At 57.2% G+C, this 23,659-nt stretch carries 28 protein-coding genes; 21 read left to right on the top strand and 7 right to left on the bottom strand.

The annotated features are described in order from the left end of the window. Positions 1–59: 59 nt before the first annotated feature. The 3 genes from CBB63_RS10855 to CBB63_RS10865 all read right to left on the bottom strand — a co-directional run bounded on the left by CBB63_RS10855 (position 60) and on the right by CBB63_RS10865 (position 2,149). Positions 60–512 (bottom strand): DUF3429 domain-containing protein, encoded by a 453-nt coding sequence (locus CBB63_RS10855; protein WP_286699151.1) that lies wholly within the window; start codon positions 510–512, stop codon positions 60–62. Continuing rightward, entirely contained in the window at positions 509–1,459 is a 951-nt protein-coding gene (gene ispH, locus CBB63_RS10860; protein ID WP_286699152.1) for a 4-hydroxy-3-methylbut-2-enyl diphosphate reductase, read from the bottom strand. Before ispH ends, CBB63_RS10855 begins: the two co-directional genes overlap by 4 nt. A gap of 144 nt (positions 1,460–1,603) precedes the next feature. Further along, the gene (locus CBB63_RS10865; protein WP_286699153.1) at positions 1,604–2,149 is read right to left on the bottom strand and encodes a LabA-like NYN domain-containing protein; all 546 of its coding nucleotides are present in this window, start codon (positions 2,147–2,149) and stop codon (positions 1,604–1,606) included. A 128-nt stretch (positions 2,150–2,277) separates the two neighbouring features. Here CBB63_RS10865 and folK point away from each other — a divergent pair, with 128 nt between their 5' ends. The 11 genes from folK (at position 2,278) to recO (ending at position 11,037) form a co-directional block, all read left to right on the top strand. Continuing rightward, positions 2,278–2,880 carry a 2-amino-4-hydroxy-6-hydroxymethyldihydropteridine diphosphokinase gene (gene folK / locus CBB63_RS10870; protein ID WP_353744264.1) on the top strand — a complete coding sequence of 201 codons (603 nt, stop codon included), beginning with the start codon at positions 2,278–2,280 and terminating at the stop codon, positions 2,878–2,880. A gap of 70 nt (positions 2,881–2,950) precedes the next feature. Continuing rightward, positions 2,951–3,304: a DNA-directed RNA polymerase subunit omega gene (rpoZ, locus tag CBB63_RS10875; protein ID WP_005849941.1), complete on the top strand. Its 354-nt coding sequence runs from the start codon at positions 2,951–2,953 to the stop codon at positions 3,302–3,304. Positions 3,305–3,340: 36 nt separating this feature from the next. Then, positions 3,341–5,491: a RelA/SpoT family protein gene (locus CBB63_RS10880; protein ID WP_286699154.1), complete on the top strand. Its 2,151-nt coding sequence runs from the start codon at positions 3,341–3,343 to the stop codon at positions 5,489–5,491. A 34-nt stretch (positions 5,492–5,525) separates the two neighbouring features. Then, positions 5,526–6,221 (top strand): DUF2062 domain-containing protein, encoded by a 696-nt coding sequence (locus tag CBB63_RS10885; RefSeq protein ID WP_286699155.1) that lies wholly within the window; start codon positions 5,526–5,528, stop codon positions 6,219–6,221. Next, positions 6,205–6,957, top strand: a complete 753-nt coding sequence (locus CBB63_RS10890; RefSeq protein WP_009825335.1) for a pyridoxine 5'-phosphate synthase — start codon at positions 6,205–6,207, stop codon at positions 6,955–6,957. The genes CBB63_RS10885 and CBB63_RS10890 overlap by 17 nt, the downstream gene beginning before the upstream one ends. Positions 6,958–6,966: 9 nt before the next feature. Further along, on the top strand, positions 6,967–7,380 hold the full coding sequence (gene acpS / locus CBB63_RS10895; RefSeq protein WP_005849935.1) for a holo-ACP synthase: 414 nt from the start codon (positions 6,967–6,969) through the stop codon (positions 7,378–7,380). A gap of 105 nt (positions 7,381–7,485) precedes the next feature. Continuing rightward, positions 7,486–8,322, top strand: a complete 837-nt coding sequence (gene lepB, locus CBB63_RS10900; RefSeq protein WP_286699156.1) for a signal peptidase I — start codon at positions 7,486–7,488, stop codon at positions 8,320–8,322. Then, positions 8,319–9,005: a ribonuclease III gene (gene rnc, locus CBB63_RS10905; RefSeq protein WP_286699157.1), complete on the top strand. Its 687-nt coding sequence runs from the start codon at positions 8,319–8,321 to the stop codon at positions 9,003–9,005. The genes lepB and rnc overlap by 4 nt, the downstream gene beginning before the upstream one ends. Next, positions 9,002–9,910 (top strand): GTPase Era, encoded by a 909-nt coding sequence (era, locus tag CBB63_RS10910; protein ID WP_286699158.1) that lies wholly within the window; start codon positions 9,002–9,004, stop codon positions 9,908–9,910. The genes rnc and era overlap by 4 nt, the downstream gene beginning before the upstream one ends. A 60-nt stretch (positions 9,911–9,970) precedes the next feature. Then, entirely contained in the window at positions 9,971–10,300 is a 330-nt protein-coding gene (locus tag CBB63_RS10915) for a DUF1491 family protein (RefSeq protein WP_286699159.1), read from the top strand. Then, on the top strand, positions 10,300–11,037 hold the full coding sequence (gene recO / locus CBB63_RS10920) for a DNA repair protein RecO (RefSeq protein WP_286699160.1): 738 nt from the start codon (positions 10,300–10,302) through the stop codon (positions 11,035–11,037). The genes CBB63_RS10915 and recO overlap by 1 nt, the downstream gene beginning before the upstream one ends. Here the strand turns inward: recO and CBB63_RS10925 are convergent. Beyond that, on the bottom strand, positions 11,009–11,404 hold the full coding sequence (locus CBB63_RS10925) for an META domain-containing protein (protein WP_286699161.1): 396 nt from the start codon (positions 11,402–11,404) through the stop codon (positions 11,009–11,011). The two genes, recO and CBB63_RS10925, sit on opposite strands and share 29 nt — an antisense overlap. 50 nt (positions 11,405–11,454) lie before the next feature. After that, on the bottom strand, positions 11,455–13,140 hold the full coding sequence (locus CBB63_RS10930) for an acyl-CoA dehydrogenase family protein (RefSeq protein WP_286699179.1): 1,686 nt from the start codon (positions 13,138–13,140) through the stop codon (positions 11,455–11,457). A 146-nt stretch (positions 13,141–13,286) separates the two neighbouring features. Here CBB63_RS10930 and CBB63_RS10935 point away from each other — a divergent pair, with 146 nt between their 5' ends. Then, entirely contained in the window at positions 13,287–14,054 is a 768-nt protein-coding gene (locus CBB63_RS10935) for a sulfite exporter TauE/SafE family protein (RefSeq protein WP_009825329.1), read from the top strand. A gap of 3 nt (positions 14,055–14,057) precedes the next feature. On the opposite strand, the gene CBB63_RS10940 is transcribed toward CBB63_RS10935, so the two are convergent. After that, positions 14,058–14,417, bottom strand: coding sequence for a helix-turn-helix domain-containing protein (locus CBB63_RS10940; RefSeq protein WP_286699162.1), 360 nt, complete (start codon positions 14,415–14,417; stop codon positions 14,058–14,060). Positions 14,418–14,568: 151 nt separating this feature from the next. On the opposite strand from CBB63_RS10940, the gene CBB63_RS10945 reads away from it, so the two are divergent. Next, positions 14,569–15,468 (top strand): helix-turn-helix domain-containing protein, encoded by a 900-nt coding sequence (locus CBB63_RS10945; protein ID WP_005849923.1) that lies wholly within the window; start codon positions 14,569–14,571, stop codon positions 15,466–15,468. A gap of 78 nt (positions 15,469–15,546) precedes the next feature. Further along, entirely contained in the window at positions 15,547–16,263 is a 717-nt protein-coding gene (locus CBB63_RS10950; RefSeq protein ID WP_286699163.1) for a hypothetical protein, read from the top strand. Positions 16,264–16,310: 47 nt separating this feature from the next. On the opposite strand, the gene CBB63_RS10955 is transcribed toward CBB63_RS10950, so the two are convergent. Then, a complete protein-coding gene (locus tag CBB63_RS10955; RefSeq protein WP_005849919.1) occupies positions 16,311–17,909 on the bottom strand; it encodes a phosphoenolpyruvate carboxykinase in 1,599 nt (532 codons plus the stop codon). A gap of 364 nt (positions 17,910–18,273) precedes the next feature. On the opposite strand from CBB63_RS10955, the gene CBB63_RS10960 reads away from it, so the two are divergent. The 7 genes from CBB63_RS10960 to CBB63_RS10990 all read left to right on the top strand — a co-directional run bounded on the left by CBB63_RS10960 (position 18,274) and on the right by CBB63_RS10990 (position 23,638). Beyond that, positions 18,274–18,975 (top strand): response regulator transcription factor, encoded by a 702-nt coding sequence (locus CBB63_RS10960; protein WP_286699164.1) that lies wholly within the window; start codon positions 18,274–18,276, stop codon positions 18,973–18,975. Positions 18,976–18,983: 8 nt separating this feature from the next. Further along, complete coding sequence (locus tag CBB63_RS10965; protein ID WP_502695904.1) at positions 18,984–20,696, top strand: sensor N-terminal transmembrane domain-containing protein; 1,713 nt, start codon at positions 18,984–18,986, stop codon at positions 20,694–20,696. Positions 20,697–20,703: 7 nt separating this feature from the next. After that, positions 20,704–21,132: an HPr kinase/phosphorylase gene (locus CBB63_RS10970; RefSeq protein WP_286699166.1), complete on the top strand. Its 429-nt coding sequence runs from the start codon at positions 20,704–20,706 to the stop codon at positions 21,130–21,132. Next, positions 21,125–22,018, top strand: a complete 894-nt coding sequence (gene rapZ / locus CBB63_RS10975) for an RNase adapter RapZ (RefSeq protein ID WP_286699167.1) — start codon at positions 21,125–21,127, stop codon at positions 22,016–22,018. The genes CBB63_RS10970 and rapZ overlap by 8 nt, the downstream gene beginning before the upstream one ends. After that, positions 22,015–22,407, top strand: a complete 393-nt coding sequence (locus tag CBB63_RS10980) for a PTS sugar transporter subunit IIA (RefSeq protein ID WP_005849910.1) — start codon at positions 22,015–22,017, stop codon at positions 22,405–22,407. The genes rapZ and CBB63_RS10980 overlap by 4 nt, the downstream gene beginning before the upstream one ends. A 15-nt stretch (positions 22,408–22,422) precedes the next feature. Then, positions 22,423–22,692 (top strand): HPr family phosphocarrier protein, encoded by a 270-nt coding sequence (locus CBB63_RS10985; RefSeq protein ID WP_005849908.1) that lies wholly within the window; start codon positions 22,423–22,425, stop codon positions 22,690–22,692. A gap of 55 nt (positions 22,693–22,747) precedes the next feature. After that, positions 22,748–23,638 (top strand): lysophospholipid acyltransferase family protein, encoded by an 891-nt coding sequence (locus CBB63_RS10990; RefSeq protein ID WP_286699168.1) that lies wholly within the window; start codon positions 22,748–22,750, stop codon positions 23,636–23,638. Positions 23,639–23,659: the final 21 nt, after the last annotated feature.

Here is a 23,659-nt window from a genome sequence, read left to right on the forward strand (position 1 = left end):
TATCCAGTCTGGCGTGGGGGCGTCCAGCCTAATCTANGCCCCGCCCGCAAGTTTCGCTGCTACAGAAAGACGCCCACAGCCAGACACGCCAGCANGANGGCGGTCAGAAGCGTGCGCAGCTTTAGCCACCAGCGCGGCGCAAGACGCCAGTGCCAGAAGGCGGCATCAAGGACCAGTAGACCNGCAAAACCGAACATCAGGTTCAGCCCCGCACCCACGGGGCCGCCGCTGGTCATGAAGAACGCCCAAAGCGCCGGGATCACGGCGAGGATATAGCCGGCCGTCGCCTTCGCCCCGCTGGTCTTGGTTGCGAATCCCCATAGCACGCCGGACATGAAGGAAAGAATAACGGTGCCGTAGAACAACTGTATATATGGCCCGACAAAACGGCCGCCGAACGTCGCCGCGCCCCAGTTCGCCAAGGGATCNACCAGCCCNGTCAAGGCCCCCCAGACAAAGGGAGTAAGCCCGGCAAGGCCAAGCCAAAGCGGCGCGCGGGGGATGCCGGTCATGCGGGTACCCGCAGCACACGGGGGACTTTGAATTCCACATTCTCTACCGCGGTTTCGACCATTTCGGTGGTCACATCNTATCGGTCTTTGAACGCGTCAATGACCTCGTTGATAAGNTGTTCGGGGGCCGAGGCACCGGCGGTGATCCCGATGCTTTTGATNCCCTCGAGGCTGCGCCANTCGATGTCCGTCGCGCGCTGCACCAGTTGGGCGTAATCGCAGCCCGCACGCGATCCGACCTCGACCAGACGGCGGGAGTTCGATGAGTTTGGCGCGCCTACAACAAGCATCGCATCACATNTCGGTGCCATTGCCTTCACCGCTTCTTGACGGTTGGTCGTGGCGTAGCAGATGTCTTCTTTGTGCGGCCCGATGATCTGCGGGAAACGTTTGTTCAGGGCGGCGACAATCTCGGCTGTGTCATCAACGCTTAACGTTGTCTGNGTGACATAGGCCAGCTTGCTCGGGTCTCGCACCTCGACGGTTTCGACATCGGCGGGCGTTTCGACCAGCAAAACCTCGCCCGGGGGGAGCTGCCCCATGGTGCCAATGGTTTCGGGATGGCCCGCGTGGCCGATCATGATCATCTGCAGCCCGGCGTCGGCGTGGCGTTGCGCCTCGATATGCACCTTCGAGACAAGCGGGCAGGTCGCGTCGACATAGACCATATTGCGTGCCTCGGCCTTGGCGGGTACGGCTTTCGGTACGCCGTGCGCCGAGAANATCACGGGCCGNTCATCGGGGCATTCCGACAGTTCCTCGACAAAGATCGCACCCCGTTCGCGCAGCCCGTCGACGACGAATTTATTGTGCACGATCTCGTGGCGCACATAAACCGGCGCGCCCCATTTCTCGATGGCCATTTCGACGATCTTGATTGCGCGGTCGACGCCCGCACAGAACCCGCGTGGCGCGGCAAGATACAGGGTCAAAGGCGGTTTGGTCATCACACTCTCCTTGGGCATGGGCCATAGGTAAGGGTTGCGCGGCGCATCGTCCAGACCAGCGGCGGCACAGTCTGATGCTTCAAATGCGCGCGCACGTACTGCGGGGGCATGAGGGATGCGGAGATTTAGGCGCGCCGTCGCGGGTTATTCGTCAGATGTTTCACGTGGAGGCCGGCCAATGACGTCGCGCAGGTCTTCGAGTTCGATAAAGTTGTCCACTTGGCGGCGCAGCTCGTCCGAGATCATGGGCGGTTGGCTGCGGATCGTGCTGACGACNGAGACGCGNACGCCNTGGCGNTGNAGGCTTTCGACCAACGGGCGGAANTCGCCGTCACCGGAGAAGATCACGATGTGNTCAAGATGTGGCGCAAGCTCCATCGCGTCGACCGCAAGCTCGATATCCATGTTCCCCTTGACCTTCCGGCGGCCCATGCTGTCGGTGTATTCCTTGGCCGGNTTGGTCACCATGGAGAACCCGTTATAGTTCAGCCAGTCGACCAGCGGGCGTATGGGAGAGTATTCGTCATTTTCCAGCAAAGCGGTGTAGTAAAAGGCACGCAGCAGTTTGCCGCGGCGCATGAACTCCTGCCGCAGTAGCTTGTAATCAATGTCANAACCCAGGTTCTTGGCAGCTGCGTAAAGGTTGGAGCCGTCGATGAATAAAGCGAGCCGTTCGTCCTTGTAGAACATGAAGTGCCTTCCTAATACACGTCGTTCGGAAATTTGCGTCGTGTAGAGCCGCTATAAAACGAAATGTTTCAAATTTAGTTTCCGACTATGAATACAATACTAACTAAGGTTTTTTCGAGAGGCAGCAAGTGAAGACATTGGCCATCCCTGACCCCAAGGGGGGTGAANTCGGCAAGTGCGCGCTGATCGCCCTCGGGAGCAATCAATCATCAGTTGCGGGAGGGCCGGCNGAAACTCTGCGACGGGCCCTTGATATTATGGTTGGNATGGGCGTGCGGGTTGTCGCTCTTAGCCCNTTTTACTCAACNTATGCGTTTCCTGCNGGGTCGGGTCCGAATTTCGTAAATACAACCNCTAGTATAAGGGTAGAAGGGGAGCCNGATCAAGTTTTAGCTATTCTTCATGCCGTCGAAGCAGAGCTTGGGCGCGAGCGGCAAAGCCGTTGGGCCCCTCGGACGGTCGATCTGGATCTNATCGCGATGGGGGATGTNGTGTTGCCGGATNTNCAGACCCAGACCGATTGGCGGGANATTCCGCTTGAACAGCAGATGGNCAAAGCGCCTGACCANCTGATCCTNCCGCACCCGCGGCTTCAGGATCGTGCCTTTGTTTTGGTGCCGCTGGCGGACATTGCGCCGGACTGGTGTCACCCCCTGATCGGCAAAACCGTTCGCGAGATGTTGAATGACCTGCCAGAGGCAGATAAAAAGGGGGTATGGCCGCTGGAATAGGCCCTTGTAAATTCCGCCGATGGCTTCTAAATAGTCGGCTTCTTGCAGCATTCATGATTGGAGCATCCCCATGGCCCGCGTCACTGTCGAAGATTGTGTAGATAAAGTGCCAAACCGGTTCGAGCTTGTCATGCTTGCCGCGCATCGTGCGCGTGAAATTGCGGCAGGTTCTACGGTTACTGTTGATCGCGATAACGACAAAAACCCTGTCGTGTCCCTGCGCGAGATTGCGGATGAAACCCAATCGGCCGATGAGCTGCGCGAGCGTCTGATCGAAAGCAACCAGAACCAGATCGAGGTTGATGAACCCGAAGAGGACGCAATGGCGCTTCTTATGGGGGCTGAGCAAGACAAGCCCGAAGAGGACAGCATGTCCGAAGAAATGCTGCTGCGGCAGTTGATGGCGGCACAAGGGCAGGGCTAAGGCCCGCGCCCTTCGGGGCTTATAGGCAGGACAGGTATGAATACCGCCGACATTACGGCTGACGACCTTATCGCGCTTGTGCGCGCCTATAACCCTAAGACGAACGAAAATCAGATCAGGCTGGCCTATGAATATGGCCAGCAGATGCACGAGGGCCAGTTCCGCCATTCCGGAGAGCCCTATTTCACGCATCCGGTCTCTGTCGCGGCCATTTTGACCGAACAGCAGCTGGATGACGCGACCATCATCACCGCATTGCTGCACGACACGATCGAGGACACGAAAGCGTCCTATAGCAGCGTCGATGAAAAGTTCGGNCATGATGTNGCTGAACTGGTCGATGGNGTGACCAAGCTGACCAACCTGCAACTGAATTCCAACGAGACAAAACAGGCCGAGAACTTTCGCAAGCTGTTCATGGCAATGTCGAAAGATCTGCGGGTNATTTTGGTTAAGTTGGCGGATCGGNTGCATAATATGCGCACGATCAAGTCGATGCGCCCTGACAAGCAGATCCAGAAAGCTCGTGAAACNATGGATATCTATGCGCCTCTTGCGGGGCGTATGGGNATGCAATGGATGCGCGAAGAGCTTGAGGATCTGGCCTTTCGCGTGCTCAACCCCGAAGGGCGGCAGTCGATCATCCGGCGCTTTATCACCCTTCAGCGCGAAACGGGCGATGTCATCCAGCGAATCACCGGCGACATGCGGCACGAGCTTGAGAAAGCCGGGATCGAGGCCGAAGTCTTTGGGCGGGCGAAAAAACCGTATTCGATCTGGCGCAAGATGCAGGAAAAGCAGCAATCCTTTTCCCGTTTATCGGATATTTACGGTTTCCGCGTTATCACCACCTCGGAGGATGAATGTTATCGCGCGCTTGGCACNATCCATCGGCGCTGGCGGGCCGTGCCGGGNCGGTTCAAGGATTANATCAGCCAGCCCAAGACGAACGGTTACCGNTCGATCCATACCACCGTCTCTGGCCGTGACGGCAAACGGGTCGAGGTGCAGATCAGAACGCGGCAGATGCATGATGTCGCTGAATCCGGTGTGGCGGCGCATTGGTCCTATCGTGACGGCGTGCGGTCGCGGAACCCCTTTGCTGTTGATCCGGTCAAATGGGTCGCGCAACTGACAGAGCAGCTCGATTCNGAGGAGGATCACGAAGATTTCCTCGANGCGGTCAAGCTTGAGATGTACGCCGATCAGGTGTTCTGCTTTACCCCCAAGGGCGAGGTGGTCAAGCTGCCGCGTGGGGCGACGCCGATTGATTTCGCCTATGCGATCCANACGCGAATCGGGTCTGCCTGCGTGGGNGCCAAGATCGACGGGATGCGCGTGCCTTTGTGGACGCGGGTGAAAAACGGCCAGTCGATCGAGATTATTACCGCNCAAGGTCAGACACCGCAGGCGACATGGCTGGATATCGCAACGACGGGCAAGGCCAAGACGGCGATCCGTCGGTCGCTGCGTGAACTGGATCGCGCGCGCTTTGTCAGCCTTGGNCGCGAACTTGCCCGCTCTGCCTTCGAGCAGATGAATAAATCGGCGACGGAGAAAGTGCTGCGCACCGCGGCGCGCAACNTGCGCCTCTCCAGCGCGGAGGAGCTTTTGGCNCAACTTGGCTCTGCCGAACTGACGGGCCAAGANGTNGTGCAGGCCGTCTATCCCAACCTGCGCCCCAAACCCGGCGAACATGTCGACCGCAAGCGCGCGGTGGTGGGGCTGGAAGCGGGGCAATCCTTTGACCGGTCGCCTTGTTGTCAGGCGCTGCCGGGGGANCGCATTGTCGGCATCACCTTCCGCGGGCAGGGCGTCAAAATCCACACCATCGATTGCGAGCGTCTGTCGCATTACGAGGACCAGCCCGAACGCTGGCTGGATCTGCGTTGGCACGACGGGCCNCATCCCGCGATCTATGGGGCGACACTGGATCTGACCATCGGCAANGGGGCGGGCGTGCTGGGGCGGATTTGTACGCTGATCGGCCAATCCTCTGCCAATATCGCGGATCTGGAATTTTTGGACCGCAAGCCTGACTTTTACCGGTTGTTGATCTACGTAGAACTGCGAGACATTGCGCATCTGCATTCTTTGATCCCGATGTTGGAGGCCGAGAGNGAGGTCGCCGAGATCAGCCGATACCGGAANCCNGACTTGTTCAAGGCAGGTACCAAAGACGCATGATCCGCCCNGACTGCACTGACCCAAGGACGAACTGTTGATTTTCAAACGCCGCGATCCAAAGCCGACAGTGCGCGCGATGGCTGAATTCATGTGGCCTCGGGGTGGTTGGACGCGGGCGTTTCACTATGTCAAACACCGGATGCGCCGCTTGCCCGATACGCCCGAACGCATTGCGCGTGGCATCTGGGCCGGTGTTTTTACCACGTTTACGCCCTTCTACGGTATGCATTTTATCGTGGCGGCGCTGGTGTCGCGTGTCATGCGGGGCAATCTGCTGGCCGCATTGATGGGGACGTTTTTTGGCAACCCGCTGACCTATGTCCCNATCGGGNTGTCATCGCTGTCNATGGGGCACTGGATTCTCGGTTCCCACATGCGGACGGGGGAGCATCGGTCCTTNGGGGGCAAATTCTTTGACGCCGGTCACGANTTNTTGGCCAACTTTGTGGCGATCTTTACCAGCCGTGACATGGATTGGTCGGGGCTTGAGGTCTTCTGGCATCAGGTGTTCTATCCGTATCTGATCGGGGGGATCGTGCCCGGCATGATCTGTGCCACGATCGCCTATTATCTGGCCGTGCCCTTGCTGCGGGCCTATCAAAAGCGGCGCAAGGGCGCGATCAAGGCCAAGTTCGATTTGTTGAAAAAGAAAGCCTCGGCCAAGGCAGAGGCGAAACGCAAGGCAGAGCAGGCGGCTCTGGAGGGGAAAGACCATGGCGGCACAAGGTAAGCTTCGGCTTGGCGTAAATATTGACCACGTGGCGACTGTGCGGAATGCGCGCGGCGGTGCCTATCCGGACCCGCTGCGCGCAGCCCGCGCCGCGCAAGAGGCAGGCGCTGATGGCATCACCGCGCACCTGCGTGAGGATCGACGCCACATCACCGATGCGGATATCGAAGGGCTGCAAGAGGTGTTGAACGTGCCGCTCAACTTCGAGATGGCCGCCACGGAAGAGATGCAGGCCATCGCCCTACGCCACAAACCCCATGCCGTCTGCATTGTGCCGGAAAAGCGCGAAGAGCGGACAACCGAAGGCGGACTTGAAGTCGCACGCGAGGAAAACCGGCTGGCGCATTTCATTGCCCCTTTGCGCGAAGCGGGCAGCCGCGTCAGCATCTTCATCGCCGCCGATCAGCGCCAGATCGAGGCGGCGAACCGCATCGGGGCAGAGGTGATCGAACTGCACACCGGTGCCTATTGCGACGCCTATGCCGAAGGGCATTGGGAGGAAGCGCAAAAGGAGCTGCAAAAGCTCGAAGAGATGTCAAAATTCGCCCATGATCTGGGGCTTGAGGTGCACGCGGGCCACGGTCTCACCTATGATACCGTTAGCCCCGTCGCAGCTTTCCCCGAGGTTCAAGAGCTGAACATCGGGCATTTTCTGATTGGCGAGGCGATCTTTCTGGGCCTCGGCCCCGCCATCGCCGAGATGCGCCGCCTGATGGATGACGCCCGCAAGGGCTGAGGGCGCGGCATGATTTTGGGCATCGGCACCGACCTCGCGAATATCGAACGAATTCAAGGCACGCTGGACCGCTTTGGCGACCGTTTCCGCAATCGCGTGTTCACCGAGGTCGAACAGCTAAAGGCCGAGCGTCGCCGTGATGTCGCGGGCACCTACGCCAAACGCTGGGCCGCGAAAGAGGCATGTTCAAAGGCGCTTGGCACCGGTCTGCGCATGGGGATCGCTTGGCGCGACATGGCGGTGAGCAACCTGCGCACCGGCCAGCCCGTGATGGAGGTCACCGGCTGGGCGGCGGAGCGTTTGGCCAAGATGACACCCGACGGCCACGAGGCGATCATTCACGTCACGCTGACAGATGACCATCCCTGGGCGCAGGCCTTTGTCGTCATCGAAGCCCGCCCGAAGGCAGGTATTCAGACCTAACGGCAGATCATAGCCCATTCGGTCGATGGATCGGGGGCAGGGTTGCTTGACTTGCGTCAATGGCACCCGCATGTAACGCTCGAACGCATGAACAGGAGCGCCAAAATGGCCGCCAAAGAGAAAACCGGCAACGCCTTTGTCGAAACCATCAAAACAATCGTCTATGCGCTGTTGATCGCAGGGGTCTTTCGGACCCTGTTTTTCCAGCCTTTCTGGATNCCTTCGGGGTCGATGAAAGAGACGTTGTTGATCGGGGATTTCCTNTTCGTGAACAAAATGGCCTATGGCTATTCCTACGCNTCCTGTCCCAGCGTGATGATGCCGCGGTTCGGCATTGAGGTCGACGCGAAAGACGTCTGCGGTGTGTTTGACGGCGACAACACCCGTTTGTTCGGNTCAGAGCCCGAGCGGGGCGATGTGGTGGTCTTCCGTCACCCCGTGTCTGGTCGCGATTACATCAAGCGTCTGATCGGCTTGCCGGGNGACAAGGTTCAGATCACCGACGGTGTGGTCAGCATCAATGGCACGGCGGTCGAACTGCGTGACGATGGTGTCTTCGAAGAGGTGATGGACCGTCAGGGCCCGCAGGGNATGCGTCCGCGTTGCGAGAACGGTGCCGTCGGTGCCGGTGGTNTATGNGAAAAATCCCGTCAGATCGAAGTGCTNCCNAANGGGGTCGAACATGCGATCCTGAACATTGGCAATCAGGCGTCGGACAATACNGGTGTCTACACGGTGCCAGAAGGGCATTACTTTTTCATGGGCGACAACCGCGANAACTCTGCCGATAGCCGTCTGGCACAGCAGGCCGGTGGCGTCGGTTTCGTGCCGTANGAAAACCTGATCGGTCGCGCGGACCGGATCATGTTCAGCTCGGCCGGTCGGTCGATGTTGTTCTTCTGGACNTGGCGCAGNGANCGNTTCTTTAAGGCGATCAAGTGAAGTTAAANGCTGATCTCNNGGCCTTTGAAGGCCGCATCGGGTACCACTTTGCCAAGCCGGAGCTGTTGAACCGNGCGGTGACCCATGCCTCTATGTCGTCGGCCAATCGTGACGACAACCAGCGGCTNGAGTTTCTGGGGGATCGCGTTCTGGGGCTGGTGATGGCCGAAGCGCTGCTGAAACTTGATCCGGCCGCAACCGAAGGGCANCTNGCCCCGCGGTTCAACGCATTGGTGCGCAAGGAAGCCTGCGCCGAGGTCGCGCGCGAGATCGACATGGGCGCNGTGCTNAAGCTTGGCCGGTCAGAGATGTTGTCTGGCGGCCGCCGCAAGCAGGCGTTGTTGGGGGACGCGATCGAGGCTATCATCGCGGCTGTCTATCTGGATGGCGGATTTGACGAGGCCAAAGCGTTGATCCTGCGATTGTGGGGTGACCGNGTGATGCAGGTCAAGCAAGACGCCCGCGACGCCAAGACCGCGCTGCAAGAATGGGCGCAAGCGCGCGGNTTNCCGCCCCCCGCCTATGTTCAGACCGACCGGCAGGGGCCAGACCACGCCCCGGTGTTTACCATNACCGCCCGGATTGAAAACGGGGCNAGCGCCGTCGCGTCAGCCCCATCGAAACGCCAGGCCGAACAGGCCGCTGCCAAGACGCTCTTGGCCCAATTGGAGAGACCCTCATGACCACGCGCGCCGGATTTATCGCCCTGATCGGCGAGCCCAACGCGGGCAAATCGACGTTGCTGAACCGCATGGTCGGCGCGAAAGTGTCGATCGTGACCCATAAGGTGCAGACCACACGNGCCCGTATTCGTGGNGTCGCGATGGAAGGGGAAAGCCAGCTTGTGTTCGTGGATACGCCCGGTCTNTTCCAGCCCCGTCGCCGTCTGGACCGCGCCATGGTNGCCGCGGCTTGGGGGGGCGCTGCNGATGCNGATGTTGTCATTCTGCTGATCGAGGCCAACCGNGGGATCACCGAAGGGGTCGAACGTATCCTGGAAGGNCTCGCTGACATCGGTCAGGGGCGCAAGGTCGCGCTTGCGATCAACAAGATCGACCGTGTCGAAGCTCCGGTCCTGTTGGGGCTGAGCAAAGAGATGAACGACCGCTATGATTTTGCCGAAACATTCATGATTTCGGCCGAGCGGGGGCATGGTGTGGATACGTTGCGCCANTGGNTGGCGGGCGAATTGCCCGANGGGCCGTGGCTCTATCCNGAAGATCAGATTGCNGATCTGCCNATGCGCATGATCGCCGCCGAAATGACNCGCGAGAANCTGACCCTGCGTCTGCATCAGGAGCTGCCCTATCAGCTNACGGTCGAGACGGAGAACTGGGAAGAGCGTAAAGACGGCTCTGCGCGGGTGGATCAGTTGATCTATGTGGTGCGCGACGGTCACAAGGGGATCGTGCTTGGCAGCAAGGGCGAGACGATCAAGGCGGTCAGCAAAGCCTCTCGCGAGGAGCTTGAAGAGTTTCTGGGGCGGAAAGTGCACCTGTTTTTGCAGGTCAAAGTGCGCCCGAACTGGCTGGACGAGGCGGAGCGCTACTCCGAGATGGGGTTGGAGTTCAAAGACGGNAATGTCTAGATCTGGTGCGGCCCGACCCTTCGGGGAGGATTTTACACCATTTGGAACGACGGGGCTGTCATGGCCCGGCTGACCGCGCGGTTCTGGGTCGATGCCTATCTGGCGCGGCTGCGGGTGTATGATATTCCTGCGTTCGTGGTCGCGCATGGGGATGACACNGGCGGCGCTGTGTTGGTGAAGCTCGCAACGCTCGATGGAAATGCACAGCTTTTTCAGAAAAGTTTCGATTTAATCTCTGGTGNGCGGACCTGGGTCGAAATGACAAGCGGACAGGAGCCGGAGGTTGATGCGTCGATCAGCCGACAGCGCAGTTTTGATCCGGACCTATGGGTGATCGAGGTAGAGGACAGGCAGGGTCGGCATCTGCTACATGAGGACGGGTTGAGCTGATGGAATGGCGCGATCAAGGCATTTTGCTAAGCGCGCGCCGCCATGGTGAGACATCGGCCATCATCGAGGTGTTCACCCCCGAGCGCGGCCGCCACGCNGGGATCGTGCGCGGCGGTACCAGTCGCAAGATTGCCCCAATTCTCCAACCGGGTGCGCAGTTAGACATCGCATGGCGCGCGCGGCTTGANGATCATATCGGCGCGTTTACTGTAGAGCCCGTNCGCAGCCGCGCCGCATTGGCNATGCATGATCGGCTGAGCCTTGCGGGGTTGAATGCGGTGACGGGGCTGCTTGCCTTTGCATTGCCCGAACGCGAAGCGCATCCGCCANTATATCGTCGAACTGAAGCGCTTCTGGATCTATTGGGGCAGGGGGACCTGTGGCCATTGGCCTATCTTCAATGGGAAATCAGCCTGTTAGACGAGCTTGGCTATGGGCTTGATCTGAGCGCCTGTGCGGTGACCGGACGGACCAGCGGGCTGGTCTTTGTATCTCCGAAAACGGGGCGTGCCGTGACCCGAGAAGGGGCGGGGGAGTGGGTTGATAAAATGCTGCCATTGTCGCCCGTTTTACGTGGGGAAGGGGATGCGAGCGATGCGGATATTGCGCTGGCGTTCAAAANCACGGGATATTTCCTAGAGCGGCATCTGGCGCGCGATCTAGGGGACAAGCCCCTACCCGAGGCGCGCGCGCGCTACGTCGAGGCATTTAGTCGACGGCGCGAAACACCATATTAAGGTTCTCGGTGTTAGACAGAATCATGACGTCATTCAGAATCTCGACGAGGGTGGCGTTGTTGAGCGCGTCAATAACGATGTTTTCTTGGCNGAGATCAGGACATGCCNTTTTGGTGGAGGATATGAGCGTGAAAGAAAACCAGGGGTAGGGCAGCTTGTTCGTGCCGGACATCCGATTGCAGGGGCCTTGAACGGTAACCTGTTCTTTTTCTGGAAAGGACAGCTGTGTGTTTGTTGAGAACGGGACCCCGTTTAGTTCTTGCAAGCGCCATAGGCGATCGGCGGCCCCATATGCNCGCAGAGTTTCGTCCTGACTGCACTGCGTTGTCAGGGCTATGGNCAGAAAGAGGGAGGTCAGCTTGATCATGGGGTCCGGATAGGCAGCCCGACGATTTCACGCGTCAGGCTGCCCGAACTTCATCCGAGCAAACGGCGCGAGATGACCTGCGCCTGAATCTCTGCCGCGCCTTCGAAAATGTTGAGGATACGTGCGTCACATAGGACACGGCTGATTTTGTATTCGAGNGCAAAACCGTTGCCGCCATGGATCTGCAAGCCATTGTCAGCNGCGGCCCAAGCGACCCGTGCGCCGAGCAGTTTGGCCATGCCCGCTTCGACATCACAGCGCCGNCCTTCGTCTTTTTCAAACGCCGAGAAATAGGTGAGCTGGCGGGCGATCATGATTTCGACCGCCATCATCGCCAGTTTGGACGACACGCGAGGGAAGTTGATGAGAGACTTGCCGAACTGCTTGCGATCAATCGCGTATTGCATCGAGATGTCGAGCGCGGATTGCGCGACCCCGATGGCACGCGCGGCTGTCTGGATGCGCGCGCTTTCAAAGGTTTCCATCAACTGTTTGAAACCTTTGCCCTCTTCGCCGCCCAACAGGTTTTCACCTTTGACGTGGAAGCCGTCGAAACCGAGCTCGTATTCCTTCATGCCGCGATAGCCGAGCACTTCGATCTCGCCGCCGGTCATGCCTTCGGAAGGGAAAGGATTCGCGTCGTNNCCCGGCGTTTTCTCGGCCAAGAACATCGACAGGCCCTTGTAGTTCGACGTCTGCGGATCCGTGCGCGCCAGCAGTGTCATCACATGGGTCCGGGCNGCGTGCGTGATCCAGGTTTTATTGCCNGTTATCTTATAATCGTNGCCATCTTTCACCGCGCGCGTGCGCAAAGAACCAAGGTCAGAGCCGGTGTTCGGTTCCGTGAAGACGGCTGTGGGCAAGGTCTCGGCGCTGGCGATCCGCGGGAGCCATTTTTCTTTTTGGGCGTCCGTCCCGCCGGCGATGATCAGTTCGGCCGCGATTTCAGACCGCGTGCCGAGCGAGCCCACGCCGATATAGCCGCGCGACAGCTCTTCCGAGACGACGCACATAGAGGCTTTGGACAGCCCAAAGCCACCGAATTCTTCGGGGATCGTCAGGCCGAAAACGCCCATTTCTGCCAATTCATTGATGACNTCAATCGGGATCAGCTCGTCCTTCAGGTGCCATTCGTGGGCAAATGGTTCCACTTTTTCAACAGCGTAACGACGGAACTGTTCGCGGATCATCTCCAGCTCTTCGTCAAGGCCNGNCCGCCCGACGGTGATGTTGGCGCTTTGCTCTTGCATGAGTTCGACAAGNCGCGTGCGTGCNGCCTGCGAATTGCCTCGTTGCTGCAGTGTCGTGATGNCGGCATTGGAAAACGCGTTNTGATCNNNGGTAGNGACGCCAAGATCGTGCAAGCGCAGAATTTCCCCTTGGTTCATCTGAATGCCGCCGGAAATCTGGCACAGGTATTCGCCGAATGCGATTTGATGGATCAACTGTTCTGTTTCGGAAAACGTGCCATCTGCGTCGAGCTTCTCTGCCCATAGCTGCATCTGGTGAAGCGATTGGGCGTAGGTTGCAAGCCACGCAAGACCATGCGCGGNGGTTTGGTTTTCTTCGACCAGTGTATTCGACACTTTCCCGTCTTGAGAAACGGTCGCACGAACCGCNGANTTAGCGGCTTCTAAAAGGCGGTCTACCGGGGCCAGCGTTGATCTGGTGGTTGCGAGCAGGTCNTCGATCACGATGTTCGCGCCAGAAATCACGTCTTGTCCATCATGTGCCATCTGTAAGCTCCCTTGTTTGGTTAAGCACGGCATANCCTTTTCGCAGGTGCAGCACAATAAAGATACGTTTCGCTGCGTCAATTTGGTTTAAAATTACGCTGAGGATTTCGCGTGCGCTCCGCCGCAATCTTGGTATGACGTGCGGTATGGACATGTTTTTCAGTTTGTTGACGCCGTCAGAATGGGCGTTCGCCTTTGGAATTGGCCTTGTGGCGGGATTCATTAAGGGTGTCGTAGGGTTCGCGATGCCGCTGGTGCTGATTTCAGGGCTGACGATGTTCTTGTCACCTGAGCTTGCCCTTGCCGGGCTGATCTTCCCGACCGTAATTACCAATATGTTTCAGGCACTACGGCAGGGGGTGGCCGCGGCTTGGGACTCCATCAAAATGTTTAAGGTTTTCCTGATTGCGGGCGGCATAGCGCTTAGCTTGTCAGCGCAGACCGTGCGTTTTCTCGCCGCCGATACGATGCTGCTGGTGATTGGTGTTCCGATCACATTGTTCGCGCTGTGGCAGGTGACGGGGCGTAGCTTCACCCTGTCGCACCGATCTACAAAACTAGAAGCATTTATAGGTGCCTTCGCTGGGGCGGTCGGTGGCGTATCGGCCGTTTGGGGGCCGCCTACCGTCGCCTACCTGACCGCATTGGGCACGCCCAAGCACGACCAAATGCGGGTTCAGGGTGTCATCTACGGACTCGGCGCGGTGCTATTGTTGTTTTCACACTTAGGATCTGGCGTGCTGCGCGCTGAAACCGTCCCCTTTTCCGCCGTCATGATCTTGCCGTCGCTCACCGGTATGTGGCTTGGCAGCAAAGTCATGGATAAGATTGACCAAGCGTCCTTTAAGAAAGCGACGCTGGTCATCCTATTGATTGCAGGCGCAAACTTGGTGCGCCGAGGCGTGTTTGGTTAAGGCTTAGCCCTGACGCGCGACCGTTAGCCCAGACACATCTTCGATAAACGTCACAATACGCGTCTTGAGCGCGTCATCGTTTATTGCGGCCAAGGCGTTGACAATCTCGATGCTCGGGTCGGCTTTGGGCGCATCATTCGTGTTGTCATGCAGACCTTCAAAGAAATATGCGGGCGTTACGTCTAAAATCTGGGACAGTTCAAACAGGCGGCTTGCCGCGACCCGGTTTGACCCGATTTCGTATTTCTGGATTTGCTGGAACGACAGGTTTAACCGCCTGGCCACATCAGTTTGGGAAAGCCGACGCAGCGTACGGATCTGTTTAAGTTTTTTGCCGACGTGGATGTCCACTGGATGCGACATATTAATTACCTCCGGTTGTTGTTGAATTAGTCATCCCCAAATCACTCTTTCCGTTCAATTGGATAGATTTATTCAATTTGTGGTTACAAAGTGGCCAAGGGTGTATTATGAATAATGCCTTAATGTATTATTAATTTACCATTGGTGACGAATGAACACTGTCGACAGCCCAAAGCCAGTTGATTTTGACGCGGACCGAATTCCGCCGTTACTATATGAAATGGTTAGATCTTTTACCGTCCTCGCGGATACGTTGAACCTTAGTCAAGCTGTGCGCTTGTTGGGAAGTACGCGGCAGACGGTTCGGCGTCATATCGCCCAAATTGAGGAGTTCTTGGGGGCTCCTATGTTTGAGGTTGATGAGCGCCGGTACAAATTAACACAGCGTGGTGAAGAAGCATTGCCAGAAGCGCGTGAGTTTCTTGCGCGGGGCAAGGTCTGGATCAAGGGCAACACGCGGAGCACGGGTGGGCTTTTACGGTTGTCCCACGAAACACCCAACGGATGGAATTTTTATCAACAGCAACGGCCACTTACCCAGATTTGGGACGGTGAATCTGAAATGATCAAGGAGGCATTCTCGGCCTGGGTGCAGAGCGAGGGCCGGTTGGAACATGAGAATTTTCAACAAATTCGCCCCTATGTCCTAGTGTATCGCGACTCACCCAGTGGTTGGATCTGTATCGAAGTCGGACAAGAATCATTCTACACAAGTTGGTGGGGTTGGGAAAATGCGCGCAGCAGTATTGGCCGCCCTCTCGGCAATTTTCCGGGCGGTCCCGAGTTTGAGGCGATGCTGGATTTCCCCTTTCGGGAGGTTCAGGCGAATGGCGGGGTCCGCCTTGACGAGGTTGTGACACAAATGCCGAGGAACACGGCAGGCGGCGAGCTTATCCCATTGGCCTATAAACGACTTTTGATGGCGAGCCGTTTTCCTGACGGAAGCTTTGCTTTGATATCCGCGGTAGATAGATCACGTCACGTCACCATCTCTGGGTTGGATCAAGACGCGATGGTTGGCATGCCCGAGGATGCAATCGTCGGCTTCTAGCCGGTTACCGAAAAATCGAAGAAAATTCCCGATAAATAAGCTACCCTTTGATCAGCTTGCATCAAAGGAGAGTTCAGTATGACGTTGTTGAGTTTTCAAGACGGCGAACGGTTTATCGCCAGCAGTTCCGCACTTTTGCAGGAGGCCGGGATCACGTTAACGGTCGGTTATGATTTTGCTGAGTATAAGACGATATTGCAGGACGCGCGTCCGGATCACTTGATAGGGCTGCCGTTCGACCCTGAAACGCACGACCTGAACGAAACCAATGCCTTTTGGATTGTCGGCCGAAATGCCAAAGGCGATGTTATGCATACGCAGGCAATGCGTATGCTGGATTTGAAAGGAGCCAAGCTAGCCGAATATCTTCGTCGGTCATTTGTCGAGTTTCCGCCGCCCGGCGTTGACATCGATTTTCTCCGATCACGGTATCGCGCGGGGCCGGGTGCGCAGCGCATCGCTGGCGACGTGTGCTATCATGGGGAATTCTGGGTGGGCGCAACGCCGCGAGAGTTCAGAAACGCAGGTCTATCTTCTGTGCTGGGGCGCTATGCATTCTGGCAGGCGATGCAGCATTGGGACCCTGACCATGTCATCGCGTTTATGACCAACTCGGTTGTGTATAAGGGCTTTCCAGCGCGGCATGGCTATATGCACACAGAGCCAGGCACGTTGCGGTGGTTCATCAACGGAATGGATGCGCCGGTCGAAGGGTTCATGGCCTATATGGGCCGCGATGATTTGCGCTTTATTCTGGATATGCCGCTCTCGGACCGAGCTTCGAAAGCAGCATAGTCTGCGCATGGAAAAAGAGCCGCGCATTGGCGCGGCTCTGGTAAGCTTTAGCCGATGGCGGCGGCTTTTACGTCGTCATCAATATAAGGGAGGTATTGTTCGAAGTTTTCTGCAAACATCTTGACCAGCTTGTCAGCCTGACGATCGTAGGATTCAGGGTTGTCCCATGTCCGGCGTGGATCCAGCAGGATGTCAGCAACACCCGTAACCGCCACGGGAACGTCAAAGCCAAAGTTTGGATCTTTGCGGTACTCTACCCCGGCGAGCGACCCTTCCAGGGCCGCGGTCAGCAACGCGCGCGTTGCTTTGATCGGCATGCGGCTGCCTGTGCCATAAGCGCCCCCAGTCCAGCCGGTGTTTACCAGCCAGCAGGTTGCGCCATGCGCCGCGATCTTCTCGCGGAGAAGGTTCCCGTAGACTTCGGGGCGACGCGGCATGAAGGGCGCACCAAAGCAGGTCGAGAATGTAGGCTCGGGTTCAGTCACGCCACGTTCGGTACCGGCAACCTTGGAGGTGAAGCCAGACAGGAAGTGGTACATGGCCTGCGCCGGGGTCAAGCGTGCGATAGGGGGAAGAACGCCGAACGCATCACAGGTTAGCATGATGATATTCTTGGGGTGCCCACCCGTCGCTTTCGCCGAGGCGTTAGAAATGTAGTGAAGCGGGTAAGCGCAACGCATGTTGGCGGTGAGGCTATCATCGTCGAAATCAAGTTCTTTGGTGTCTTCATCAAAGATCATGTTCTCGATCACGGTGCCGAATTTTTCGGTAGTCGCGTAAATCTCGGGTTCTGCCTCTCGGCTGAGGTTGATCGTCTTGGCGTAGCAGCCACCTTCGAAATTGAATGTCCCGTTATCCGACCAGCCGTGTTCATCGTCACCAATCAATGTGCGGCCCGGATCGGCGGATAGCGTGGTCTTTCCTGTGCCTGACAGACCGAAGAATACAGCGGTATCGACGGGATTGCCGGTAGCATGGTTGGCCGAGCAGTGCATCGGCATGATCCCTTTTTCCGGCAACAGATAGTTCAACAGGGTGAATACAGATTTCTTATTCTCACCTGCGTATTCTGTGCCGCCGATCAAGATCATCTTCTTGTCGAAGTTCATCGCAATGACGGTTTCCGAGCGGCAGTCGTGTTTGGCCGGATCAGCCGAAAAGCTCGGGCAGTTGATTACGGTGAAGTCCGCGATGAAATCATCCAGCGCGTCGCGCTCGGGGCGGCGCAGCATGTGGCGAATGAACAGACCGTGCCAAGCCAGCTCGGTCACCATACGCACGTTGATCGCGTGTTTCGGATCGGCCCCACCGACCAGATCCTGGACGAAGTAGTCACGCCCCTGCATATGCGCCAACATGTCCTTGTGAAGCGCATCAAAGCCTTCAGGCGACATCTCGGCGTTGTTTTCCCACCAGATTTTATCCGCAACGCTGTCGGTTTTTACGACATGTTTATCCTTGGGGGAGCGTCCGGTGAATTTGCCCGTCGTCACAAGAAACGCGCCGCCCTTGCCTAACGTGCCTTCTTCCCGTTTCAGCGCGGCTTCGACCAGCGCGGGTTCGATCATGTTGTAATAGACATCACCAAGCCCGCTTATGCCTTGGTCTTCGAGGCGGAATTGCGGATTTACGCGGCCTAACGTCATGTGATGTCTCCTGTAGCTGCACCGAGAAAAGGTGCCAATTCTTGCACAAATGGCTCGACCCAAGGGGTCGTGTCCGCCTCTTAGCACGTTGATTTACAGTATGAACAGGTAGGTTAGTCGCAGTTAGCGCCACCATGTAACTGTTTGCGGAAACTGTCCTTAATTGAACGTAAAGTCCTATGGGGTAACGTGGCGTCTGCACCCTATATGTGCGGCAATTTAGCCATTCATTAGCAAATTGTGGCGTGATTATGGCCAAGATGAGGAGCGATTCGCAGTTTCCGATTGATTCGGCCGCGTAAATTGATGATCAATGAAAGAAAAAATATTATGGCAGTTGAGCAGCATATAAAAGGAACAGGCAATGTCTAAAATTGCATTGGTGGATGACGACAGGAATATCCTGACGTCGGTTTCAATGACGTTGGAAGCCGAAGGTTTCGAAGTCGAGACATATAATGACGGGCAAGCCGCGTTGGATGCGTTCAACAAAAAGCTGCCCGACATGGCGGTGTTGGACATCAAGATGCCTCGCATGGATGGCATGGATTTGCTGCAAAGGCTTCGCCAGAAAACCGCGATGCCCGTGATCTTTCTGACATCCAAAGATGACGAGATTGATGAGGTGCTCGGCCTGCGGATGGGGGCTGACGACTACGTGAAAAAACCCTTTAGTCAGCGGCTTTTGGTTGAACGTATCCGTGCGCTGTTGCGCCGTCAGGATGCCGTGGAAACCAACGAGGTCGGCGACACCGAAGAAACCAAAGTGATCGAACGTGGTGATTTGCGCATGGATCCNTTGCGCCANGCNGTAAGCTGGAANGGTAAGGACGTATCCCTGACGGTGACAGAATTCCTGNTGCTGCAAGCGCTTGCACAGCGNCCCGGCTTTGTGAAGTCACGTGACCAGTTGATGGACGTGGCATATGATGATCAAGTTTACGTCGACGACCGTACAATCGATAGTCATATCAAACGGTTGCGCAAAAAAATGCGGACTGCGGATGACGAGTTTTCCGCGATCGAAACACTCTATGGCATCGGCTACAGATACAACGAAGAGTGACCTGAGCCATGGCCATTGTCGAAAGGAATTTTGTGCGAGACATGACCACACCTTATCGGGACGGTGATGTTGTATTGGGCGACGATTGGGTCGCTCCGGACAAAACCGCGACAGATGAANTGCGCAGCAAACGCGCGCGGCGGGGGCTNTTCTCTCTGCGTGCGTCGCCGCTGACGCGNAAGATCATCACATTTAACTTGATTGCGTTGAATGTTTTGGCCGCCGGTATTCTTTATCTTAACTCTTCTCGCGATAGTCTGGCCGTGCAGCGTGGTGCGTCACTGGTTTCGGAAGCTGAACTGATCGCTGACGTTTTTGAGGCGCAGTTGGCAACGGCGGATGCGCCTGACAGCCTGAGCGACGCGATGGATGTAGATGCAAGCCTTGGCCGGCTTGATTTGCGCAGCGGGATCGAGGTGTTTGTATTCGATTCCACCGAAAGCCTTGTTGCGCAGAACGCGGGTGCTGCCGCGCGAAATAACGTCGGTGCCGAAGATGACACGGCGCTGATTTCCGATGGGTTGAGCTGGCTTTGGGGGCTGCTCTCCCGACCCTTCGAAACCGACGCCACGGCAGATCCTGCTCCGTTGGCGGAACAGTTGCAGCCGTTGGTNTCGGGNGCATTGGTNGGCGGGACCAAGGTGCGGAACGATCTTGTCGGCACTGGAGGCACGCTTTTCTCTGTTGCGACGCCGATTGTGCAGAACGGATTGCCAGTCGGGGTTGTCGCCGTCACCTCGGCTGCGGGTGAAATTGACAAACTGGTTCGCGGCGAACGGGAGAGGGTGCTCCAGATGTTCGTGATCGCGACGCTGGTTTCGATCGGGTTGAGCCTCGTGCTGGCCTCGACCATCGCAAATCCGTTGTCCGATCTTGCTGCCGCGGCAGAGCTTGGGCGTGANAAAGATGCGCGNAAGATGAACCCGGGCCGCATTCGNATCCCTGATTTGACGGCGCGTCCTGATGAAATAGGGCGCTTGTCGGGCGCACTGCGCGGGATGGTTTCCGCATTATACAACCGCATTGACGGAAACGAACAGTTTGCCGCCGATGTCGCGCATGAGATCAAGAACCCGCTTGCTTCGCTCCGTTCTGCGGTAGGCACGCTGCGCCTGATCAAGCGTGAGGACCAGCGCGAAAAACTGCTNGATGTCATCGACCATGACGTTCGCCGGTTGGATCGTNTGGTNAGTGATATTTCGAATGCGTCCCGTCTGGACAGCGAATTGGTCAAGGAAGAGGAAGAGCCGTTTGATCTGCTGATGATGATCAGCAATCTGGGTCAGTATCTTGGCGAAGATGCGCGCAAACGTGGCATCGATTTTATCACCGATCTGCCCGAACAGCCGATCATCGTGCACGGGTTGGAAGCACGTTTGGCACAGGTTTTTGTGAATCTGATCAGCAATGCCGTCTCGTTCTGCGAAGACGGCGATGCCATTCGGGTCTGGGCACGCAAACGTGAAAATCGCGTTCTTGTGGTCGTCGAAGACACGGGGCCCGGCATTCCAGAGCAAGCTCTGTCGAAGATCTTTAAGCGTTTTTATTCGCAGCGCCCGGAAGAGCATTTTGGCAATAACTCCGGCCTCGGGCTGGCGATCTCNAAGCAGATTGTCGAAGCGCATGGCGGNGTGATCTGGGCAGAAAANATCCGGCCCACGGANGCCGATATCTCCTCTGATCCCCTTGGCGCGCGCTTTGTGGTCGGCCTGCCCACCTGAACCGGCCATGACCAAAAGCACGATNCACGCCACCACCGTCGCGATTGATGGGCGTGGCGTGATGATCAGGGGGGGCTCGGGTAAAGGCAAGTCCGCGCTGGCGCTGCAGATGATTGCGATGGGCGCCGAGCTGGTTGCCGATGACCGCACGGATTTGATCGTTCAGGATGCCCAGGTTATCGCGCACCCACCCGCCGCGATCAAAGGGTTGATCGAGGCGCGCGGCGTCGGCTTGCTGACCTTGAAACATCGCAGTGCGATACCGATCTTTCTTATCGTAGACCTTGACCAAGATGAGCCTAACCGCCTTCCTGAAATCACGTACCAAGACGTGATGGGCATCCAAATCCGATGCCTGAAAAGATGCGACGGGCCTCATTTTGCTGCCTCTGTTTACTTGATGGCAAAGATGATGAAATACACAGCAGATGACTGATGATGTAACACCCAACCGGCGCATGGTGCTGGTGACCGGCCCCGCGGGGGCAGGGCGATCTTCGACGCTTAATGTGTTGGAGGATGCAGGCTTTGAAGCGATCGACAATATTCCCATGCGGATGCTGCGCGCTTTGCTCGAAGCGCCGGGTCAACTGCGTCCGATGGCTCTTGGTGTCGATTTGCGGAACCGCGATTTTTCGACCGATCGCGTGATCGAACTGATGTCGGACATGCGGTCTCGTCCCAATGTAGATATTGAATTGCTATATCTGGATTGTGCGACCAACGTCCTGCTTCGGCGCTTCTCCGAAACACGCCGGCGCCATCCCATGGCGGCCACCGCTACGCCTGTCGAGGGGATCGTGCGCGAGAAAGAGCTGCTTGAACCGGTGCTGGCGCTGGCGGATGTCCTGATCGACACCTCCGAGCTGAATGTGCACCAGTTGCGTGCGGAAGTGGAGCGCTGGTTCGCGCTTGATGGGGAGCATCACCTCAGCGTATCCGTACAGTCTTTCTCGTATAAGCGCGGCTTGCCCCGCAGTGCGGATATGGTGTTTGACTGCCGGTTTTTGCGCAATCCCTATTGGGAACCCTCGCTGCGTGGTATGAACGGCACACAAAAAGAGGTCGCCGATTACGTGCATGCCGACCCGCTGTTCGAAAGCTTTGCCGCACAGGTAAACTCTCTGTGTCAATTGATCCTGCCAGCCTGCAAGACTGAAGGTAAATCGCATATCTCTCTTGCGTTTGGCTGCACAGGGGGGCAACACCGTTCCGTAACTTTGGCCGAACATCTGGCGTTCAAACTTTCGAACGACGGCTGGCAGGTGTCCATCAGACACCGCGAACTGGATCGTAGTAAACGGGAAGAGACATCGCGTTGATTGGTATTGTGATTGTTGCACACGGTGGATTGGCCAAAGAATATTTGGCTGCGATCGAACATGTTGTTGGGTCGCAAAACGGCGTGCGCGCTATTGCGATCCATGCAGACCATGATCGTACCGAAAAGCAGCGGGAAATCTGCGAGGCAGCCGATGCCGTGGATACGGGCAATGGTGTTGTCGTCGTAACGGACCTTTTCGGTGGGTCCCCGTCGAACCTCAGTTTGCTTGCATGCCGTCCTGAAAACCGTCGGATCCTGTACGGCGCAAACCTTCCCATGTTGATCAAGCTGGCAAAGTCACGTGATCTTGAAGTGCCCGAGGCGGTGCGCGCGGCCCTGGCGGCCGGCAGAAAATATATTGATAGCCAGAATGTTAGTGCGGAATAGCAAGGCCCCTATTGTATGACCCAAGTCTCATTGAAAATCGTAAACGAAAAAGGCCTGCATGCCCGCGCCTCCGCCAAGCTGGTTGAGGTCGTCGAGGCTTTTGATGCGCGCGCCGAAGTCAGCAAGGACGGGATGTCCGCCTCTGGTGACAGCATTATGGGGCTGCTGATGCTCGCGGCGTCCAAAGGGTGTACGATTGATGTACAGACCTCCGGCCCGGATCAGGACGCATTGGCCGATGCGTTAACAGCCTTGGTGGCTGACAAGTTCGGCGAAGGCCAGTAACGGCGGTGTTTGCAATGCGGCCGGTGGTCACTGTGATGCGTAAAGGGTTAACCACATGACGGAGAATGTGCCAACCGGCCCTGCGCCCCTACTGAACGATGGTAGCGGCGAACCGGTGACCTTCACGAAGTATGACCGCCGAAGCCTGTCCTATGCCTCCACGTTTGATCATCCTGTCAAATCGGGGGTCATCAGCGCAATCGAACTTTTCACCGGCAAGCTCAAGGTTCTGCGCCTGATCCGACAGTTCGAGAAACAGGGCGCGCCCACAGGGCAGGGGTTCTGGCGTGCGGCACTTGATACGATGGGGATCGACCTGACGACCCCGCAGGAACAGCTGAATCGCATTCCGAAAACGGGTCCAGTGGTCGTTGTTGCGAACCACCCGCACGGGATGGTCGATGGCATGATTTTCGCCGATCTGATCGGACGGGTACGCCCTGATTATCGGATTCTGACGCGCTCTTTGTTGACCTCTATCGACGAGGTCGCAGGCAGCTATATGATCCCCGTGCCGTTTCCCCATGACCCTGATGCGCAGCGCAAAGGTGTCGAAATGCGCGCCAAAGCGATGGCGCATCTGAAGGATGGCGGTGTTGTCGCGCTGTTCCCCTCTGGGGTCGTAGCGGCTTCGGATACCATGTTCGGCCCTGCCATAGAGGCGGAGTGGAACGTATTCACCGCGAAAATGATCCGGCGCTCGGGCGCGCAAGTGGTGCCAATGCGCTTTCCAGGGCAAAATAGCAGAGCCTATCAAATTGCGAATAAAATCTCGCCAATCTTGCGACAGGGGCTTCTGCTCCACGAGATTGTGCACGCCTGCGACAAGCCGCAGGGCCCGATCGTAGGTGCGCCGCTTTCGCCAGAGCAGATGGCCGCTCATGCGGACGATCCACGCGGCTTCATGGCGTGGCTACGGGCGCATACACTTGCGCTTAAAGACTAACGCTATCTTCCAAATGGGATA

The sequence above is a fragment of the Sulfitobacter sp. TMED3 genome, assembly GCF_002167505.1.
Taxonomy (GTDB): Bacteria; Pseudomonadota; Alphaproteobacteria; order Rhodobacterales; family Rhodobacteraceae; genus Sulfitobacter; species Sulfitobacter pontiacus.

Coding starts and splice junctions, on each gene's coding strand:
- CBB63_RS10945 (WP_005849923.1), top strand. CDS start 14,569: ATGAACACTGTCGACAGCCCAAAGCCAGTTGATTTTGACGCGGACCGA.
- CBB63_RS10955 (WP_005849919.1), bottom strand. CDS start 17,909: ATGACGTTAGGCCGCGTAAATCCGCAATTCCGCCTCGAAGACCAAGGC.
- rapZ (WP_286699167.1), top strand. CDS start 21,125: ATGACTGATGATGTAACACCCAACCGGCGCATGGTGCTGGTGACCGGC.
- CBB63_RS10890 (WP_009825335.1), top strand. CDS start 6,205: ATGGCGGCACAAGGTAAGCTTCGGCTTGGCGTAAATATTGACCACGTG.
- CBB63_RS10940 (WP_286699162.1), bottom strand. CDS start 14,417: ATGTCGCATCCAGTGGACATCCACGTCGGCAAAAAACTTAAACAGATC.
- CBB63_RS10950 (WP_286699163.1), top strand. CDS start 15,547: ATGACGTTGTTGAGTTTTCAAGACGGCGAACGGTTTATCGCCAGCAGT.
- CBB63_RS10990 (WP_286699168.1), top strand. CDS start 22,748: ATGACGGAGAATGTGCCAACCGGCCCTGCGCCCCTACTGAACGATGGT.
- rpoZ (WP_005849941.1), top strand. CDS start 2,951: ATGGCCCGCGTCACTGTCGAAGATTGTGTAGATAAAGTGCCAAACCGG.
- CBB63_RS10935 (WP_009825329.1), top strand. CDS start 13,287: ATGGACATGTTTTTCAGTTTGTTGACGCCGTCAGAATGGGCGTTCGCC.
- acpS (WP_005849935.1), top strand. CDS start 6,967: ATGATTTTGGGCATCGGCACCGACCTCGCGAATATCGAACGAATTCAA.
- CBB63_RS10985 (WP_005849908.1), top strand. CDS start 22,423: ATGACCCAAGTCTCATTGAAAATCGTAAACGAAAAAGGCCTGCATGCC.